The sequence below is a fragment of the Microbacterium sp. SCN 69-37 genome (genome assembly GCF_001724435.1).
Taxonomy (GTDB): Bacteria; Actinomycetota; Actinomycetes; order Actinomycetales; family Microbacteriaceae; genus Microbacterium; species Microbacterium laevaniformans.
Map to the genome: position 1 here is coordinate 22,879 of NZ_MEEL01000020.1, position 17,059 is coordinate 39,937.

Annotated in this window: 17 protein-coding genes; 8 read left to right on the top strand and 9 right to left on the bottom strand. The window is 67.4% G+C overall.

What is annotated here, in order from left to right; all coding sequences use genetic code 11:
- Positions 1–31: 31 nt before the first annotated feature.
- The 4 genes from ABS64_RS04235 (at position 32) to trxA (ending at position 5,346) form a co-directional block, all read left to right on the top strand.
- The gene (locus ABS64_RS04235; RefSeq protein ID WP_292681178.1) at positions 32–2,257 is read left to right on the top strand and encodes a DUF6049 family protein; all 2,226 of its coding nucleotides are present in this window, start codon (positions 32–34) and stop codon (positions 2,255–2,257) included.
- A complete protein-coding gene (locus ABS64_RS04240; RefSeq protein WP_292681181.1) occupies positions 2,250–3,860 on the top strand; it encodes a lipid II flippase MurJ in 1,611 nt (536 codons plus the stop codon). Before ABS64_RS04235 ends, ABS64_RS04240 begins: the two co-directional genes overlap by 8 nt.
- Before the next feature lie 83 nt (positions 3,861–3,943).
- Positions 3,944–4,924 (top strand): thioredoxin-disulfide reductase, encoded by a 981-nt coding sequence (gene trxB, locus ABS64_RS04245; RefSeq protein WP_288118819.1) that lies wholly within the window; start codon positions 3,944–3,946, stop codon positions 4,922–4,924.
- Positions 4,925–5,022: 98 nt separating this feature from the next.
- Positions 5,023–5,346, top strand: coding sequence for a thioredoxin (trxA, locus tag ABS64_RS04250; RefSeq protein WP_005054661.1), 324 nt, complete (start codon positions 5,023–5,025; stop codon positions 5,344–5,346).
- 58 nt (positions 5,347–5,404) lie between these two features.
- Here the strand turns inward: trxA and ABS64_RS04255 are convergent, their stop codons facing one another.
- From ABS64_RS04255 to rpmH, 9 genes are all read right to left on the bottom strand, one after another.
- Positions 5,405–5,746, bottom strand: coding sequence for a hypothetical protein (locus ABS64_RS04255; RefSeq protein WP_036288880.1), 342 nt, complete (start codon positions 5,744–5,746; stop codon positions 5,405–5,407).
- A 9-nt stretch (positions 5,747–5,755) separates the two neighbouring features.
- A complete protein-coding gene (locus ABS64_RS04260) occupies positions 5,756–6,787 on the bottom strand; it encodes a ParB/RepB/Spo0J family partition protein (RefSeq protein WP_288118812.1) in 1,032 nt (343 codons plus the stop codon).
- Positions 6,787–7,722 (bottom strand): ParA family protein, encoded by a 936-nt coding sequence (locus tag ABS64_RS04265; protein WP_016463839.1) that lies wholly within the window; start codon positions 7,720–7,722, stop codon positions 6,787–6,789. The genes ABS64_RS04260 and ABS64_RS04265 overlap by 1 nt, the downstream gene beginning before the upstream one ends.
- Before the next feature lie 1,004 nt (positions 7,723–8,726).
- On the bottom strand, positions 8,727–9,380 hold the full coding sequence (gene rsmG, locus ABS64_RS04270) for a 16S rRNA (guanine(527)-N(7))-methyltransferase RsmG (protein ID WP_061683305.1): 654 nt from the start codon (positions 9,378–9,380) through the stop codon (positions 8,727–8,729).
- Between the two features lie 5 nt (positions 9,381–9,385).
- Positions 9,386–9,892, bottom strand: coding sequence for a R3H domain-containing nucleic acid-binding protein (locus ABS64_RS04275; protein WP_036288871.1), 507 nt, complete (start codon positions 9,890–9,892; stop codon positions 9,386–9,388).
- Between the two features lie 28 nt (positions 9,893–9,920).
- A complete protein-coding gene (yidC, locus tag ABS64_RS04280; protein ID WP_288118806.1) occupies positions 9,921–11,048 on the bottom strand; it encodes a membrane protein insertase YidC in 1,128 nt (375 codons plus the stop codon).
- Between the two features lie 3 nt (positions 11,049–11,051).
- Entirely contained in the window at positions 11,052–11,438 is a 387-nt protein-coding gene (gene yidD / locus ABS64_RS04285; RefSeq protein ID WP_232212049.1) for a membrane protein insertion efficiency factor YidD, read from the bottom strand.
- Complete coding sequence (gene rnpA / locus ABS64_RS04290) at positions 11,435–11,845, bottom strand: ribonuclease P protein component (protein WP_363331265.1); 411 nt, start codon at positions 11,843–11,845, stop codon at positions 11,435–11,437. The genes yidD and rnpA overlap by 4 nt, the downstream gene beginning before the upstream one ends.
- Positions 11,784–11,921: a 50S ribosomal protein L34 gene (rpmH, locus tag ABS64_RS04295; protein ID WP_005054680.1), complete on the bottom strand. Its 138-nt coding sequence runs from the start codon at positions 11,919–11,921 to the stop codon at positions 11,784–11,786. Before rpmH ends, rnpA begins: the two co-directional genes overlap by 62 nt.
- Before the next feature lie 327 nt (positions 11,922–12,248).
- Here rpmH and dnaA point away from each other — a divergent pair, with 327 nt between their 5' ends.
- The 4 genes from dnaA to ABS64_RS04315 all read left to right on the top strand — a co-directional run bounded on the left by dnaA (position 12,249) and on the right by ABS64_RS04315 (position 17,024).
- Positions 12,249–13,667, top strand: a complete 1,419-nt coding sequence (gene dnaA / locus ABS64_RS04300; protein ID WP_036288864.1) for a chromosomal replication initiator protein DnaA — start codon at positions 12,249–12,251, stop codon at positions 13,665–13,667.
- Between the two features lie 466 nt (positions 13,668–14,133).
- Positions 14,134–15,276: a DNA polymerase III subunit beta gene (dnaN, locus tag ABS64_RS04305; RefSeq protein ID WP_005054684.1), complete on the top strand. Its 1,143-nt coding sequence runs from the start codon at positions 14,134–14,136 to the stop codon at positions 15,274–15,276.
- A 61-nt stretch (positions 15,277–15,337) separates the two neighbouring features.
- Positions 15,338–16,546 (top strand): DNA replication/repair protein RecF, encoded by a 1,209-nt coding sequence (recF, locus tag ABS64_RS04310; RefSeq protein ID WP_288118794.1) that lies wholly within the window; start codon positions 15,338–15,340, stop codon positions 16,544–16,546.
- Entirely contained in the window at positions 16,539–17,024 is a 486-nt protein-coding gene (locus tag ABS64_RS04315) for a DciA family protein (RefSeq protein WP_005054691.1), read from the top strand. The genes recF and ABS64_RS04315 overlap by 8 nt, the downstream gene beginning before the upstream one ends.
- The last annotated feature ends 35 nt before the right edge of the window (positions 17,025–17,059 follow it).

Consider the following 17,059-nt stretch of genomic DNA (forward strand, 5'->3'; position numbering starts at 1 on the left):
GTCAGGCATCGCACAGGAGCCGATTCCCGCTATGACTGTGTCTTCCCCCGCCGCCGCGCACCGACCTCCCGACGGAGTGCGCGGCCGTCGTCGTCGCACGATCATCGGCGCGGCGCGGCGAGGGCTGCGAGCCGCCGTGCTGCTCGCAGCGTCGGCCGGGATGGCGCTCGCGATCGTCGCCGCCCCCGCGCCGGCCCCTGCGGATGCCGCGACCGGTGCCCCGCAGCCCTCCGCAACTCCGAGCGCCACCGACGCCGCGGATGCCGCAAACCTGTCGGTCGTCGTCGCCCCGGCCGGCAACGGCGTGGTCAGCACGACGGTCGTCTCCGTCGCGGTCGCCGTCTCCAACACCGGCGACGCCACGGCGGCGAGCGGAACGATGACCATCGCGCTGAGCCGATCGCCGCTGGCCACCAGCGCCGAGGTGACGAGCTGGCTCGACGCCCAGACGGTCGCCGACACGACCGTCGCCTCCGTACCGGTCACCGCCGTCGTCGCGCGCGGGACCGCGACGGCGACAGCGGCGGTCGATCTCGGCGCGCTGGGCGCGCTCGCCCCCGGGGTCTACCCGCTGAGCGCCGCGTACTCCTCCCCGACCACCGGCACACAGCCGCTCGTCGCGCACAGCGTGCTGACCGTGCCCGATGCCGCGTCCGCCGCGAGCGGTGTCGGCGTCGTCGTGCCGATCACCGCTCCGCCGACCACCACCGGCCTGCTCAGCGCGGACGACCTGAAAGCGCTCACCGCCGACGACGGAGCCCTGCGCACGCAACTGAACGCCGTGACCGGTACGCCGGCGATCCTCGCCGTCGACCCTGCGATCCCCGCGGCCATCCGCGTCCTGGGCTCGTCCGCACCGGCATCGGCGCGGCAATGGCTCGCCGACCTGCTGGCTCTGCCCAACTCCCGCTTCGCTCTGCAGTTCGGTGATGCCGACCTCGCCACGCAGATGGCCGCCGGCCTTCCCGCGCCTCTGCGCGTCTCCACCCTCGATCCCTTCATGTCGGCGCGGAACTTCACCTCCACCGCCGTGGCCGCCGGCGCAAGCCCCACAGCGACCCCCGCGCCCGACGGGCGCACGCTGCCCACCCTCGACCAGCTGCTCGACATCGGCACGGCGCGCGCCAATGTCTTCTGGCCCGCGACGGGCTGGGCCACCGCGGGTGTCGTCGCCGCACTGCAGAACGCGCCGGGCGCCTCCGGCTCGACCGAGCCCGCTGCGATCACGCTCGTGGGCACGAGTGCTCTCAGCGGTGCCGTCGGGGCACGAGCGGATGCCGCGGGCGCCGGCATCCTCGCCTACGACGACGGCGCCTCGAGTGCGCTGCGCACCGCCTCGCTCGCCTCCGACCCCGTGCACCAGGGTGCCGGTCTCGCGGCCGCCTCCGCCTACGCGAGCGTCGCCACACGGGGTGCCGCCGCCTCCGCGCCGCTGCTCGTCGTCGTCGACCGTGCGACCGGACGGTCCGCGACGGGCCTGCGGGCGGCGATCACGGCGGCATCCTCACTGGCCGGGCGCACGCCGTGGGATCTGGATGCACTGCTGGCGGCCCCGGCGGCGTCCGTCTCCGTCACCGGCGGCACGGCGGATGATCCGACACGTGTCGACGCGCTCCGCGATCTGCTCGACCAGGAGAACCGCGTCGCCGCGTTCGCCACCGTGCTCGCCGATCCGACGCTTCTCACCGCGCCCGATCGGGCGGAGATCCTCCAATTGATGGGGAACGTGTGGCGGGCGGCTCCCGACCAGTTCGCCAGCGCACTGTCGGATCATCGCGATGCGACGAGCACGACCCTGGGGTCCGTGGCGATCGTGCCCCCGAGCGACATCACACTGCTGGCCTCGTCGGCGCCGCTCACCTTCTCGGTGCGCAACGACCTGCCGTGGCCGGTCACACTGACCCTGACCGCCGCCCCCAACGACCCGCGCCTGATCGTGCAGAAGACGGCGGACGTATCCGTGGGCGCGGCCCAGAGCACCCGCGTGCTGGTTCCGGTGCAGGCGCGGGTGGGAAGCGGCGAGTCGACGCTCGACCTGCAGCTGCGCAGTTCGGCCGGCGTGGAGATCGGCCCCCGAGTGCGCGTCGCCATCTCGGTGCGCGCCGAGTGGGAGTCGGTCGGCATCGTCGTCATGTCGGTGCTCATCGGCGCGATGCTCGTGCTCGGCATCGTCCGCACGGCGCGCAAGATGCGCCGCCGCCGCATCGCCGCCGCCACCGCGGCGCACAACCCCCAGACAGAGGACGTCGATGGCTAATCTCGGTCGCGCGAGCGCCATCATCGGAGCGGGAACGCTGTTCTCGCGCGCCGCCGGACTGGTGCGCTCTCTCGTGCTCGTCGCCGTGATCGGCTCGTACGGCAGTAAGGCCGCCGACGCCTTCAGCATCGCGGCGCAGCTGCCGACGAACGTGTACGAGCTCCTCGCCGCCGGTGTGATCACCGGCATCCTCGTCCCGCAGATCGTGAAGGCCGCCGCGCACAGCGACGGCGGCTCGCGGTACGTGTCGAAGCTGCTGACCCTCGGTAGCGTCGTGCTGGTCGCGGCAACGGCCCTCATGATGGCGCTGGCGCCCGCGCTGATCTGGCTCTATACGGACGGATGGAACGGCACCCAGAAGGGTCTCGCCGTCGCCTTCGCCTCCTGGCTGCTTCCGCAGCTGCTGTTCTACGGGCTGTTCGCGCTCCTGGGCGAAGTTCTCAACGCTCGCAAGGTCTTCGGCCCCTACAGCTGGGCTCCGACCGTGAACAACCTGGTCTCGATCGCCGGGTTCGGGGTGTTCCTCCTGGTCTTCGGGGGTCCCTTCACCGCCGTCGCGGACTGGGATGCCGGAATGATCGCGCTCCTCGGCGGAACCGCCACGCTGGGCATCGCGATGCAGACGTTCGTGCTCCTGCTGTTCTGGAAGCGCACGCGACTGCACATCCGACCCGACTTCGGATGGCGTGGCATCGGCCTCCGACACGTCGGCACGCTCGCATGGTGGACGTTCCTCGCCGTGGTCGTCGGCCAGCTCGCGGGAATCGTGCAATCCCGCGTCGTCACACAGGCGTCCGGCGAGGCGAGCGTCACCGTCTTGGTCTACGCGTGGCTCATCTTCATGCTCCCGCACTCGATCGTCGCGATGTCGATCTCGACCACGTACTTCACGCGGCTCGCCGAGGAGGTCGCCGCAGGGCGGCTCGATCGCGTCGCTCCCAACCTCGACGAGTCCATCCGCGCCATCGCGCTGTTCGGGTTCGGATTCACGGCCGCGATCGGCGCGGCATCCGTCCCACTCTCCCGCGTGTTCACGACCGACTCCGACGGTGCGGTCCCGATGGCGTGGGTGCTCTGCGGCTACCTCATCGCGCTGGTGCCGTTCGGTGTGCTGCTGATCATCCGCCGGGCGTTCTTCGCCTTCCAGGACACCCGCACGCCGTTCGTCTTCTCTTTCGTGCAGGCCGCCCTCGCCGCCCTCGGCGCCGCAGTCGCGGCGGTCGCGGTCGCAGCGGGACTGCTGCCGTTGGCCTTCCTCGCCGCCACCGTCGCCTTCACGCAGTCGCTCTCGACGTACGTGCAGCTGCCGGTCGCGCTGCGCCTGCTGCGCCGACACACCGACACGACCGCTCTGCGCACGACGTGGAGGGCGCTCGGCCGCTTCGCCGTCGCCGCCGTCCCCGCGTTCGGCGCGGGATGGGCCGTGTTCCTGCTGGTGGGTGGACCTGCGGGCTGGACCGTGTCCGACCGCCTGCTCGGTGCGATCGGCGGCGGCCTCGTGGGCGCGGCGTCGCTGGTCGTCTACATCGCCGCTCTGGCGCTGCTGCGCACCCCTGAGCTCGCGATCGCGGGCCGACTCGTGCGACGCCTCACCGGCCGCTGACCGACGGCGCGGAATGCCGCGCGGTTAGCATGGGTTGCACGCACTGGAGCCCGACAGGGGCTCGTGCGGAAAGGGAAGAGCACGTGCGACAGGTCATCATCATCGGTTCCGGCCCGGCCGGATTCACCGCCGCCATCTACGCGGCGCGGGCGAACCTCTCCCCCCTGCTCATCGCGAGCTCGGTCGAGGCCGGCGGCGAGCTCATGAACACCACCGAGGTGGAGAATTTTCCCGGATTCCCCGAGGGCATCATGGGTCCCGACCTCATGGCGAAGATGCAGGAGCAGGCGGAGAAGTTCGGCACCGAGGTCGTCTACGACGATGTCGTGAAGCTCGAGCTCACCGGCGACGTCAAGAAGATCGTGCTCGGCAGCGGTGCCGAGCACGAGGCCGAGAGCGTCATCTTCGCGACGGGTTCCGCCCCGCGAAAGATCGGTATCGAGGGCGAGTCGCGACTGTCCGGTCACGGAGTGTCGTATTGCGCGACGTGCGACGGCTTCTTCTTCCGCGAGCAGGCCATCGCTGTCGTCGGCGGCGGCGACTCCGCGATGGAGGAAGCGACCTTCCTCACGAAATTCGCCTCGAAGGTGTACGTCATCCACCGTCGCTCGGAGCTGCGCGCCTCCAAGATCATGCAGGAGCGAGCCTTCGCGAACGAGAAGATCGAGTTCGTGTGGAACAGCGAGGTCGTCGACGTCCTCGGTGGCGATGCGGTCTCGGGACTGCTGCTGCGCGACACGGTCGACGGCACTGAGCGCGAACTGGCTGTGACCGGAGTCTTCGTCGCGATCGGCAACGACCCGCGCACCCATCTCGTGCACGATTCGCTGCGACTGACCGAGCACGGCACCATCTGGGTGGACGGCCGCTCCTCGCGCACCTCGGTGCCCGGGGTCTTCGCCGCCGGTGATGTGGTCGACCCGATCTATCGCCAGGCGGTCACGGCTGCCGGCAGTGGTACCGCCGCCGCCCTCGACGTCGAGCACTACCTCGCCGCCCGCGGCGATGCCGGAGCTCCTGAGAAGGATGCCGCCGAGATCGACGGCCTCGAAGACGCCGCCTGACCGAGCCCGTGCGTGCGGAGTCGGGAACATCCCGGCATCCCCCCGCGTTTCACACACCGGAGCCGAAAGAACCGCGGCTCACAACGAAGGAGACAGACATGACCGCCAAGGCCACGAGCGAGAGCACCTGGCAGCAGGACGTCATCGACGCTGAGGGACCCGTCCTCGTCGACTTCTGGGCCGCCTGGTGCGGTCCGTGTCGCATGGTCGGACCCATCCTCGACGAGATCCAGTCGGAGAACGGCGAGAAGATCACGGTCCTCAAGCTCAACGTCGACGAGAACCCCAACCTCGCCATGGAGTACCAGATCACCTCCATCCCGGCGATGAAGGTGTTCAACAAGGGCCAGGTCGAGAAGACGATCATCGGCGCCAAGCCGAAGTTCGCCCTCGAGCAGGACCTCGCCGCCTACCTCGGCTGAGCACTCCTCAGCCCGCGGCCGCCCCGCGCGGCACCCAAGCACTGACCCGCACCGGCGTTCAGGATGCTTCGGCTCGCACCGACGCGTCCCAACGCCGGTGCGGTTCGCTTCCCAGCAGGCGCCACACCGCCCGCGTCAGCGGCGGGTACTGCAACGCGATCTGTCGCAGCACCCGGTAGTTACGCGACGCCGTCGGCTTGTTGCCGCCGTCGGAGGCGATGTTCTCCGCCCGCAGGGTGAGCACGACGAGCTCGTCGACCGACGGCAGATCTTCCATGAAGTCCCACGGGTCCTCGCCGTCGCGGATGCGCTCCTCGACGAGCACAGCCAGCTCGTCCGCCGCTTCGGCGCGCAACAGCTCCAGGCTGGCGCGACGCGGGAGCGAGGGGTCGTCTTTCACCCCTCCAGCCTACGCGCCGCTTGCGGCGCCGTACCCGTCCTCACCGAGCTCACCGAGGATGCGGTTGAGATCCTGAACGGTGGCGAAATCAATGTTGATCTGGCCTTTTCTTGCCGTCAACGTGATCTTCACCTTCGTGTTGAGACGGTCACCGAGGCGCTCGGCGACGTCGTCGAGGTGCGCGCGACGTGCCCCCGCCTTGGGCGCGATCCGACGTGAGCCCGCGTCCGCGATGCCCTTCGCGACGGCTTCCGCGGCACGCACGGAGAGATCCTCGTTGATGATCTTGTCGGACAGTCGCTGCATCGCGTCGGCGTCATCCAGCGAGAGGATCGCGCGTGCGTGACCTGCGCTGATGACGCCCGCCGCGACGCGCTGCTGCACCGGCATGGGCAACTTCAAGAGTCGGATCGTGTTGCTGATCTGCGGCCGCGACCGACCGATGCGCGTCGCCAGCTGCTCCTGCGTGATGCCGAAGTCCTCGAGCAACTGGAGGTACGCCGACGCTTCTTCGAGCGGGTTCAGCTGCGAGCGATGCAGGTTCTCCAGCAGCGCGTCGCGCAGCAGGTCCTCGTCGGCGGTCTCCCGGACGATCGCAGGGATCGACGTCAACCCGGCCTCACGAGAGGCACGCGTGCGACGCTCCCCCATGATGAGCTCGTATTTGCCCTCGTCGTTGAGACGGACGACGACCGGCTGCAGCACTCCGAACTCGCGGACGCTGTGCACCAGCTCCGCGAGATCGTCGGGATCGAAGTTCGTGCGCGGCTGGCGGGGGTTGGGAACGATGTCGTTCGGGTCGATCGTGATCAGTCGCGCCCCCGGCACCGCCACGAGCTCGGCTTCGTCACCCACGGCGGATGCCGCGGCATCCGAGTCTGCGACACCGGAGACCTGTGCATCGCGCGACTCGACGGTCGCGGCCTCAGCCGCGGCAGATGACGCACCGGGGAAGAAGACGTCGACGGGACGCGCCTCTGCACTGTCACCGGTGGGGATGAGTGCGCCGATTCCGCGGCCGAGACCGGTACGTTTCGCCATCAGGAGTTCTCCTCGTTCGCGGGGGCGCGCTGAGCGCGTTGGACCAGTTCTACCGCCGCTTCGCGATACGACACGGCACCGGCCGACTGGCCGTCGTACGCGATGACCGTCTGTCCGAAGCTCGGCGCCTCCGAGACGCGCACCGAGCGGGGAATGACTGTCCGCAGCACCTCCTGCGGAAAGTGCTGGCGCACCTCATCGGCGACCTGCTGAGCAAGGCGCGTGCGGCCGTCGTACATCGTCAGAAGGATCGTCGAAAGGTGCAGGCGGGGGTTCAGGTGCTTCTGGATCATGCGGACACTCCCCAGAAGCTGGCTCAGACCCTCGAGCGCGTAGTACTCGCACTGAATGGGGATCAGCAGCTCGCTCGCGGCGGTGAAGGCATTGATGGTGAGCAGTCCCAGCGAGGGGGGGCAGTCGATGAGGACGATGTCGATGCGTTCCGACGTGGTGGCGAGGAAATCGTCGAGCGCCGTGCGCAGGCGGTGCTCGCGCGCCACCTGCGACACGAGTTCGATCTCTGCTCCGGCGAGGTGGATCGTGCTGGGAGCGCACAGCAGATTCGGCGACTCCGGGCTGACCTGGATGATGTCAGCGAGGGGGAACTCGTCGATGAGCACGTCGTAGACGCTGGGGATGTCGGCGGAGTGTGGCACACCCAGCGCCGTGGACGCGTTTCCCTGCGGGTCGAGATCAATCACCAGAACACGCGCTCCGAGCGATGCCAGCGCGGCCGCGAGGTTCACGGTAGTCGTCGTCTTTCCGACGCCGCCCTTCTGGTTCGATACCGTGAAGACGCGCGTGGCGCCCGTGAACTCGACGTCGACGGCATCCAACGCCTTCCGGCGCGACGTGAGGTCGGCGAGTTCGCGAGCGATCGGGCTGTCGTCGATGGAGAAGGGTGCGGGTGCGGTCGCGTTCTCCGATTCCGGCACCATCAACTCCTGTCTTTTCGGGACTCCTCTACTGTAGTCGAGGCGTCCGACGCGGCGGTCCCCGGGGGCCTCATCCGAGCATGTTTCACGTGAAACGAAGGGCTGCGCGTGACGTGGGTGCTGTTCGACGCACAGTGGGCGCTCCACTGACACCGCGCCGTCTCGTTGTGTTTCACGTGAAACAGTGGCGTCTACTCACGGCCCACCGGAACTCGGGCATGCGCGCGTCTCGGTCACCGCGCCCGCAGCTTCTGAGACGAGACGCGAGCGCGGCCCGTTCGACGCGGACAGTCTGCACGTCCACCTGCGCAGCGGTCCTCAGGTGACCACGCTCATGTTTCACGTGAAACCGACGTGAGACAACGTGCGGCGGGTCCGATGCGCCGACGAGTCCGGAACAGTGGGCACGCGTTACACCATCAGGCCCTGGGTGTCAGCCCCGTTCGATCGCCCGACCTGCTCTCACTCCGTAACGTCGACGCCATCGAGATGCCGGGCTCAATGACGCGCAGGGGGATGCCGCGCTCCGTACCCCTGGGGCCGACGTCGGGCCTTGGCGCCGGGGCAGGAATCTCTGGCCGCAGCTCTCACCCGGTCGGCTCGTCATGAGCCGTGCGACGACAGAGCTCGTCGAACCCCAGCAGGCCTCCCGACGAAGTCGCCCGGGTATCGCCCCCATGATGACGCCGACGGTGACCATCGCCACCACCCAACGGTGATCGGCATGCCGATCACCGTCCCGATTGCGCCTCACCCCGGGGATCCCTCGCGTACACCTCGGCGTGGGAGCCTCATCGTGCGCGCGAACCCGTATGCACGCGAAACCGGCGTGTGCAGGATGTATCGCATCGGCGACGCGAGCACCCGTCGTCGTCCAGGCGGCACCGTCCAAAGAGACCAGCTCAGTGCGTCGATGCTTCACGTGAAACGATCACCACGCCGTCACGGGCAGATCCCGCGCGGGTGTTTCACGTGAAACAGTAGCGCCGAACAGTGTGCAATGCTCACGCAGCCCGTGTCGCGCGAAGGACGCGGGTGGGCTCAGCGATGATCCCCTCGCCGACCGTCTCAACGCGCACATCGGTCAGCTTGTAGCGACGAATCACCTTCTCCGCGGCCGCGATCTCATTCTCCGCATTGGCGCCCTTGAGCAGCACGAGTTCGCCCCCCGAGCGCAACAGGGGAGCGGTCAGCGGGATCAGTGTGCGCAGCGCGCTCACCGCACGCGCCGTCACGGCGTCGAGAACGGGGCCACCGGTCCACTCCTCGCCACGCGCGCGCACTACCTCGACATTGTCCAGACGGAGCTGCGCTGTCTGTTCCTCGAGCCACGCCACCCGTCGCTCCATAGGCTCAACAAGCACCCACTGCACATCCGGGCGCGCAATAGCGAGCACCAGACCCGGAAGGCCGGCCCCCGACCCCACATCCGCCACGCGTCCACCGGTCGGGAAGAGCGGCGCTGCAATCGCGGAATTGAGGATGTGGCGGTTCCACAGCCGAGGAGGTTCGAGCGGACCGATCAGCCCGCGCTCTTCGCCATGTGCCGCAAGGGCGGCCGCGAATTGGCGGGCGAGGGGGAGTCGGTCGCCGAACACGACGAGAGCAGACGCTGGTTCTGTCTCGACCCCGGTTGTTTCACGTGAAACGTCGTCCATGGGTGTCAGGCGCGACGGATCACCGTGTGACGGTCGGCGCCGTCGCCGTACGACTCGGACACCAAGCCCCGGTCAGCGACGATGTCATGCACGAGCTTTCGTTCGTAGCTCGTCATCGCCGGAAGCGATGCCTGGGACGCACCCTCGTCCAGTCGCGCGATGGCACGATCGACGAGCTTTTCCAGTTGGCGCTGGCGTGCGTCACGAGAACCGCCGACGTCGAGAATCAGCCGCGAGAAGCGACCGGTCTTCGTCTGCACCGCGATGCGCACGAGCTCCTGCAGCGCCTGCACCGTGTCAGGCTCCGAGAGCAACCGCAGCGCGTCGGCATCATCGTTCTCGACCGACACATACGCACGGCCGGCACGCACATCGAGTGCCAGGTCACCATCGATGTCAGCGATGTCGAGAAGTGCCTCCAGGTAGTCGGCCGCGATGTCGCCTTCCTGCTCGAGTTGCTCGGTGGTCGCGGCGGGACGCTCGGCGGCGTCACTCTCGGAAGTAGTGCTCATGAGGGTCCTCGGAGGATTGACGATTCGATCAAGAATCGGTGGTGGGCTTGTTCTTCGGCTGCTGCGACTGCTTCTTCGCTCGCTGCTTGCTCACCGGCTGCTGCCGCTTGGGAGCTTCAGCCTTCGCCTTCTGCGCCTCTTCGTAGAGGCGCAGCTGTTCGGCCTGGTACTTCTCCAGCGGCACGATCTTTCCCTGTGCGTCGATGGCCTTGCCCTTGCGCGCAAGGCGCTCTTCGCGAGCCTTGGCCGCCTCGGAGCCGGGCGTGGGGAGGTTTCGAATCACGAGGAACTGCTGCACCATTGTCCAGATGTTCGAGGTGAACCAGTAGAGCACCACCCCCAGGGGGAAGAAGATGCCCGAGAAGATGAAGGCGAGCGGCAGGATGTAGAGCATGATGCGCTGCATCTGGTAGGCCTGGCCGGTCTTGGCCTCGGGGGAGAGGTTCTTCGAGATGATCTGCAGCTGGGTGATGAACTGCGACGCGATCATCAGCACCACGAGGACGATCAGGATCGCGACCGTTGCTTCCCAGCCGGACGGCTTCTGATTGATGGCCTCGACCAGGCTGGTGTGCAGCGGCGCGACACCGAAGAGTTTCGCCTCATAGAACTGCCACGTGAGGTCCTTGCTCAGAAGCCCCACGCCTCCCACGCCCCATTCGGCGTGCTTCTTCACATCGCTGAGCGTGTAGAACATGCCGAGAAGGATGGGCATCTGCACCAGCAACGGCAGACAGCTCGACACGGGCGTCGTGCCGTGCTTCTTGTACAACGCCATCGTCTCGCGGCTCATCGCCTCACGCGAGAGCTGATCTTTCTTGCCGCGGTACTTCTCCTGAACTTTTCGCAGTTCAGGAGCGATTTCCATCATCTTGCGCTGACTCTTGATCTGACGCACGAAGAGAGGAATGAGGGCGCTGCGAACGACGATCACGAGCCCCATGATCGACAGCACCCAGGTGAGTCCGGCGTCGGCCTCGAGACCGATGGACGTGAAGATCCAGTGCCAGAACACGAGGATCGCTTCGACGATCCACTTGAACGGCCACATGATGGTGCTGAAGAAGTCGAGGCTCGACGACGGCGCGGGTGTGGTCGGCGTCGGCACGACGGGGGTCGGCGTCGCCGCAGCGGCGGCGTAGAGAAGATCCAGCACGGATCAGTCCTTTCTCGGCGACGCGTCGGATGACGCCTCGTCTGTGGGTGGCACGACGAAGCCGAAGCGGGTCAGCTCGTGTCGGAAGTTCGCGTGCAGGGGCACATCATCGATTCCACCATGAGCCCACGGGTGACAGCGTGCGAGGCGGGCGGCCGTGAGGGCCGAGCCCTTGACGAGACCATGCTGCTGCACCGCTCCGACCGCATAGGCAGAGCAGGAAGGGTAATACTTGCAGACGTCGCCGTACAGGTGGGAGATCGTCGCGCGATAGCCGTGCAGAAGAACGAGGCCTGCATTGCGCGGCAACAGGGGGATGGACGCCAGTACACCGGATGCCGTGAGGTGTCCGGTGCCGAGGGAGTACGAGGGCAGCGTCGTCGTACTCACGCGGCGGCCCGTCGTGCCAGGCATCGGGTGACCTCGTCGCGCAGCTGCGCGAAATCCGCGGTCGCGGCACTCGGAAGCGCGCGGATGACGACGTCCGCACCGGGGCGGACATCGTCCATCGCCTGTGCACACACGGCCTTCAGGCGTCGACGAACGGTGTTGCGGACGACAGCGCCGCCCACCTGCTTGCTCACGATGAAGCCGAAGCGCGGCGGGCGGTCCTCCGTCGACGTCGTCACATACGTCACGGTGTGCGGCGCGGCACAGCGGACACCCCTGCGGACGACGGTCTTGTACTCCGCCCCGCGGGTGATGCGGTTCCCGCGCGCCAGCACTTTTGTCGGATCAGGCGGAAAGCTCGGTGCGACCCTTGGCGCGGCGCGCCGACAGGATCGAACGACCGGCACGCGTACGCATGCGGGCGCGGAAGCCGTGCTTCTTGGCGCGGCGGCGGTTGTTGGGCTGGAACGTGCGCTTGCTCATGAGGATCACTCCGGATCGGCGGTCACCCGAACGCTCTAGACCGGGGACACGGGGTACAGGGACTGTCCAAGAGCGTCCGAGGGCGCCCCAGGGCATAAGTCAACCGACTAAGGCTACGTCGAGAACCACAAGAACTCAAACCGAGCGACCCGGACGGATCATTATCCGCCGACTGTGGATAGCGTGTGGTGAAGACACGCGGGCCGGATCTACAGTGGATTTTGCTCCTCGCGGGGTCGCTGACTACCGTGACTGCGATAGTTATCCACAGGTTCGATCATCGTCGATGTCGCCCTGTCCCGCACCGATCGCACCCCCGGAGGGGACATGTCACAGCACGAGATTCCAGATGTCCCTGTCTGGGCCGCCGTGCTGGAAGAGCTCTCCGGAGACGAGCGCGTCACTCCACAGCTGCAGGGCTTCATCAATCTCGCCGTCGCCCAGGGCGTCATGAGCGGCACCCTCTATCTGGACGTTCCCAACGACCTCACCGCGGCTCAGCTCAACAAGCGTCTGCGGGCTCCCATCATGGAGGCTCTGGCTCGCGTGGACGCGGAGCCGGCGGCATCCTCGTTCCGCGTCGTGGTCAACCCCGAGCTCGCCGATGCGCACCTCACGGTGCCGGTGCCTGTTCAATCCGCCTCCGCGCCGGTGCCCATCGCCCGACCCGCTGCCGAAGACTACGCCGAGACGGCGGCCTCGCCCTCGCGCAATGACACGCGCCTGAATCCGAAGTACAGCTTCGACAACTTCGTCATCGGTCAGTCCAACCGCTTCGCGCACGCGGCGGCCGTCGCCGTCGCGGAGGCGCCGGCGAAGGCGTACAACCCGCTCTTCATCTACGGCGACTCCGGGCTGGGAAAGACCCACCTTCTGCACGCGATCGGCGACTACGCCCTCAGCCTGTACACCGGCATCCGTGTGCGATACGTGTCCAGCGAAGAGTTCACCAACGACTTCATCAACTCGATCGCCAACAACCGCGGCTCCGCTTTCCAGGCGCGCTACCGCGATGTCGACATCCTCCTGATCGACGACATCCAGTTCCTCCAGGGAAAGGCCGAGACGCAGGAGGCCTTCTTCCACACCTTCAACACGCTCCACGACCACGACAAGCAGGTCGTCATCACGAGCGATGTGCCGCCGCGCCACCTCACCGGCTTCGAAGACCGCATGCGCAGCCGCTTCGAGTGGGGCCTCATCACCGATGTGCAGGCGCCCGACCTCGAAACCCGCATCGCCATCCTGCGCAAGAAGGCCCAGTCCGAACGCCTTCTGGTGCCCGACGAGGTCCTCGAATACATCGCCACGAAGGTCTCGAGCAACATCCGTGAGCTGGAAGGCGCGCTGATCCGGGTGTCTGCGTTCGCGAGCCTGAACCGCTCGACGCTCGACATCTCACTCGCCCAGACCGTCTTGCGCGACATCGTCGACACCGACGACGCCAACGTCATCTCGCCGACCGACATCATCACGGCGACAGCGCAGTACTTCCGGCTGTCGGTGGACGATCTCTACGGTTCCAGTCGATCGCAGTCGATCGCAACGGCACGGCAGATCGCCATGTATCTGTGCCGCGAGCGCACGAGCCTCTCCCTCCCCAAGATCGGCCAGCTCTTCGGCAATCGCGATCACACCACAGTGATGTACGCGTACAAGAAGATCAGCGAGTTGATGAAGGAGCGGCGCTCCATCTACAACCAGGTGTCGGAGATCACGACGCAGCTCGGCCGCGTCGGCCGCTGAGCGCTCGCTGCGCTGGCCTCCGAGAAGACCCCCGGTGTCGTCACCGGGGGTCTTCTCGCGCAGATCGTCCTTGACAGGCTCACACAGGCGGCGCCAATATACGCGTTCTGCACAATGTGGACAGGCTGTGGATAACTCGGCATCCCGGTGGACTCTTGTGAGTCGATGACGCTGTCCTGTGGATGACGTGAGGGCCACAACGGCGACGGAGCTCATGTCGCTCACCGACTCTCCGCAGGCCGCCCACAAGTTACACGCGTGTGGTTTCCCTGTCGCGACTGGGATCGGTCGAGTTCTCCACAGTTTCCACAGCCGTTAACACCATGACAAAGAACTTCATCTAGGAATCCGATTCGATCACCTCGTCGGTGCCGACCGTGCGGACTCGGCACGAGGATGCCGGGTCAATCCGGTCGGATCGTGGCACTAGCATGGGAGAGCCCTACTCGACGTCAAGGGAGCGCCAGTGAAGTTCCACGTGAATCGCGATGTTTTCAGCGAGGCCGTGTCGTTCGTTGTCAAGCTCCTGCCGCAGCGCAACCCGCAGCCGATCCTGGCCGGTGTGCTGATCGAAGCATCCGAAGATGGCCTGTCGCTCGCGGCTTTCGACTACGAAGCGTCGGCGCGTACGACCATCGAAGCGACGGTCGATGAGCCCGGCACGATCCTCGTGCATGGACGACTGCTGTCGGAGATCGCCAGCCGTCTGCCCAACGCGCCGATCCAGATCGAGGTCGGCGAGGACGACGGCATCGTGCTCACGTGCGGATCCGCACGATTCACGCTCGCGTCGATGCCCGTGCAGGAGTACCCGGCGATTCCCGAGGTCTCCGGTGAGTCGGGACTCGTCCCGGCGGAGGACTTCGCCACCGCGATCGCCCAGGTGGCCTTCGCCGCGTCCCGTGACGACGTCACCCCGGTTCTCACCGGTGTCCAGCTCGAGGTGGCCGGCAACGAGCTCAGCCTCGTGGCGACCGACCGCTATCGCGTCGCACTGCGCGACGTGAAGTTCGACGGCGGCGGTGTCGCGAGCGAGGAATCGACGACAGCACTGGTTCCCGCGCGCACTCTCACCGAAGTCGGAAAGACGTTCGCGCACTCCGGTGACATTCAGATCGCCTTCTCGGGATCCGGAGATCGCGAGATCATCGCTTTCACCGCGGGCAACAAGACCGTGACCTCGCTGCTGATCAAGGGCAACTTCCCGCCGGTGCGCCGCCTGTTCCCCGAGCAGACGGACCACTACGCGGTCGTCAACACCGCTGAGCTGGCCGAAGCCGTGCGTCGCGTCGCCCTCGTCCTGGATCGCTCGGCCCCGCTGCGTTTCACGTTCACCGAAGACGGCGTCTCGATGGACGCGTCGGGCACCGAGCAGGCGCGCGCGACCGAGTCGGTCGATGCGACCCTCACCGGCGAGGACGTGACGCTGGGACTGAACCCGCAGTACCTCCTCGAAGCCCTCGGCGCGGTCAAGAGCGAGTTCGCGCGCATCACCTTCACCTCCAGCGACAACGCCAACAAGCTCAGCCCGGTGCTGATCACCCCGCAGACGTCGGGCACGCCGGAGAGCTTCAAGTACCTGCTGCAGCCGAACCTGCTGCTGCGCTGATCGGCTTCCGCCGGCTCGAGCGGGGCCCCGAAGCGTCGGCACCGCCGAATAGGCTGGGTCGGTGATCGTGGAGCAGCTCAGCCTCGTCGACTTCCGCAACTATGCGGCCGCCGACGTCTCGCTGGATGCCGGCGCCAATGTCTTCGTCGGCCGCAACGGTCAGGGCAAGACAAACCTCGCCGAAGCGATCGGGTTCTTCGCCACACTGGGATCGCATCGGGTGTCGCAGGATGCTCCCATGGTGCGCGACGGAGCGGACGCGGCGATCGTGCGCATGCGGCTCGCGTATGGCGAGCGGCGAGTGATGCTCGAGGCGCAGGTGAACAGAACCGGCAGCAACAAGGCGCGCGTCAACGGCTCGTCGGTGAAGACGTCGGAGCTTCCGCGATACGCCCAGGTCGTCCTCTTCGCACCCGAGGATCTTCAGATCGTCCGATCCGACCCGTCTGCGCGGCGTCGTTTCGCCGATCAGCTGCTCATTCAGCGCGCACCGCGCATGGCGGGAGTGCTGTCGGACTACGATCGGGTGCTCAAGCAGCGGACGGCGCTGCTGAAGTCCGCGCGTGCGCGCGGCATCCGCGGGCAGGGCCTGTCGACCCTGGAGGTCTGGGACGACAAGCTCGTCCAGCTCGGCACCGACGTGATCCGCGCACGACTCGCCCTCGTCGACGACCTGGCCGGCCCCGTCTCGCGGGCGTACACGGCGATCGCCGGAGCCGACCATCGCCCGGAGATGGAATGGATGCTCTCGATCGGCGGAACCGACCCCGACGACGACGGTGTCGAGGCCGTCGACGGTGCGCCATCGTCCCTGCGCGGACTCGGCGCCGAGGACATCCAGCGTATCTTCCGCGAGCAGCTCGTCGTGATGCGGGCATCCGAGCGGGAACGTGGGCTGACGCTGGTGGGCCCGCATCGCGATGACCTGCTGCTGCGTGTGCGCGGTCTGCCGGTCAAGGGCTACGCGTCGCACGGCGAATCGTGGTCGGTCGCCCTCGCACTGCGTCTCGCCTCGGCCGAACTGCTCCGCGCGCAGTCCCAGCTGGGCGATCCGGTGCTGATCCTCGACGACGTGTTCGCCGAACTCGACGCCGACCGCCGTTCGCGCTTGGCAGGCCTCGTCGAAGGCTACGAGCAGGTGGTCGTCACGGCCGCCGTCGAGGAGGATGTGCCCGCCGCGCTGCGCGCGCGGACGGTGTGCGTCGTCGCCGGCACGATCGTGGCCGCCGACGCCGACGGCGACGGTGATGCGGAGGTCGACGATGAGTGACGACGTTCCGGAGACGATCGGCACCTACCTGCGCTTGCGTGGCCTGGAGCCGTCCCCCCGTACGGCGCGTCGCCGCAAGAAGCGCGCGCTCGATGACGACGACAAGCAGCCCTTCGCTCCCGGTCGCGATCCCAAGGGCGTCGCGGACGTGCTGTCCGATCTCACCCGTCAGTCCGGATGGGACGCGCAGCTGGCGCGGGAGGATCTCGTCCTGCAGTGGACGGATGTCGCCGGCGAGGAGACCGCCCGCCACGCGCATCCGGTCGCCCTCGCCGATGGGCTTCTGACCGTGCAGTGCGACTCGACGGCCTGGGCGAAGAACCTCCAGTTGATGCGCGCGGAGATCGTGACGCAGCTGATGAGGCGGTTCCCGGATGCCGGGGTGCAGAATGTCCGATTCGTGGGGCCGGACGTCCCCTCATGGAAATGGGGCCCCAGAGCCGTTCCAGGGCGGGGTCCTCGCGATACCTACGGTTGAAGAGGGTCCGGGGGCATCCGGAACGATTTCAGGGC

Excerpts from the sequence above, each read along its gene's own strand:
- trxA (WP_005054661.1), top strand. The coding sequence starts at position 5,023 with ATGACCGCCAAGGCCACGAGCGAGAGCACCTGGCAGCAGGACGTCATC.
- ABS64_RS04260 (WP_288118812.1), bottom strand. The coding sequence starts at position 6,787 with ATGGCGAAACGTACCGGTCTCGGCCGCGGAATCGGCGCACTCATCCCC.
- rpmH (WP_005054680.1), bottom strand. The coding sequence starts at position 11,921 with ATGAGCAAGCGCACGTTCCAGCCCAACAACCGCCGCCGCGCCAAGAAG.
- dnaA (WP_036288864.1), top strand. The coding sequence starts at position 12,249 with ATGTCACAGCACGAGATTCCAGATGTCCCTGTCTGGGCCGCCGTGCTG.
- ABS64_RS04315 (WP_005054691.1), top strand. The coding sequence starts at position 16,539 with ATGAGTGACGACGTTCCGGAGACGATCGGCACCTACCTGCGCTTGCGT.
- rsmG (WP_061683305.1), bottom strand. The coding sequence starts at position 9,380 with ATGGACGACGTTTCACGTGAAACAACCGGGGTCGAGACAGAACCAGCG.
- ABS64_RS04235 (WP_292681178.1), top strand. The coding sequence starts at position 32 with ATGACTGTGTCTTCCCCCGCCGCCGCGCACCGACCTCCCGACGGAGTG.
- ABS64_RS04240 (WP_292681181.1), top strand. The coding sequence starts at position 2,250 with ATGGCTAATCTCGGTCGCGCGAGCGCCATCATCGGAGCGGGAACGCTG.
- ABS64_RS04275 (WP_036288871.1), bottom strand. The coding sequence starts at position 9,892 with ATGAGCACTACTTCCGAGAGTGACGCCGCCGAGCGTCCCGCCGCGACC.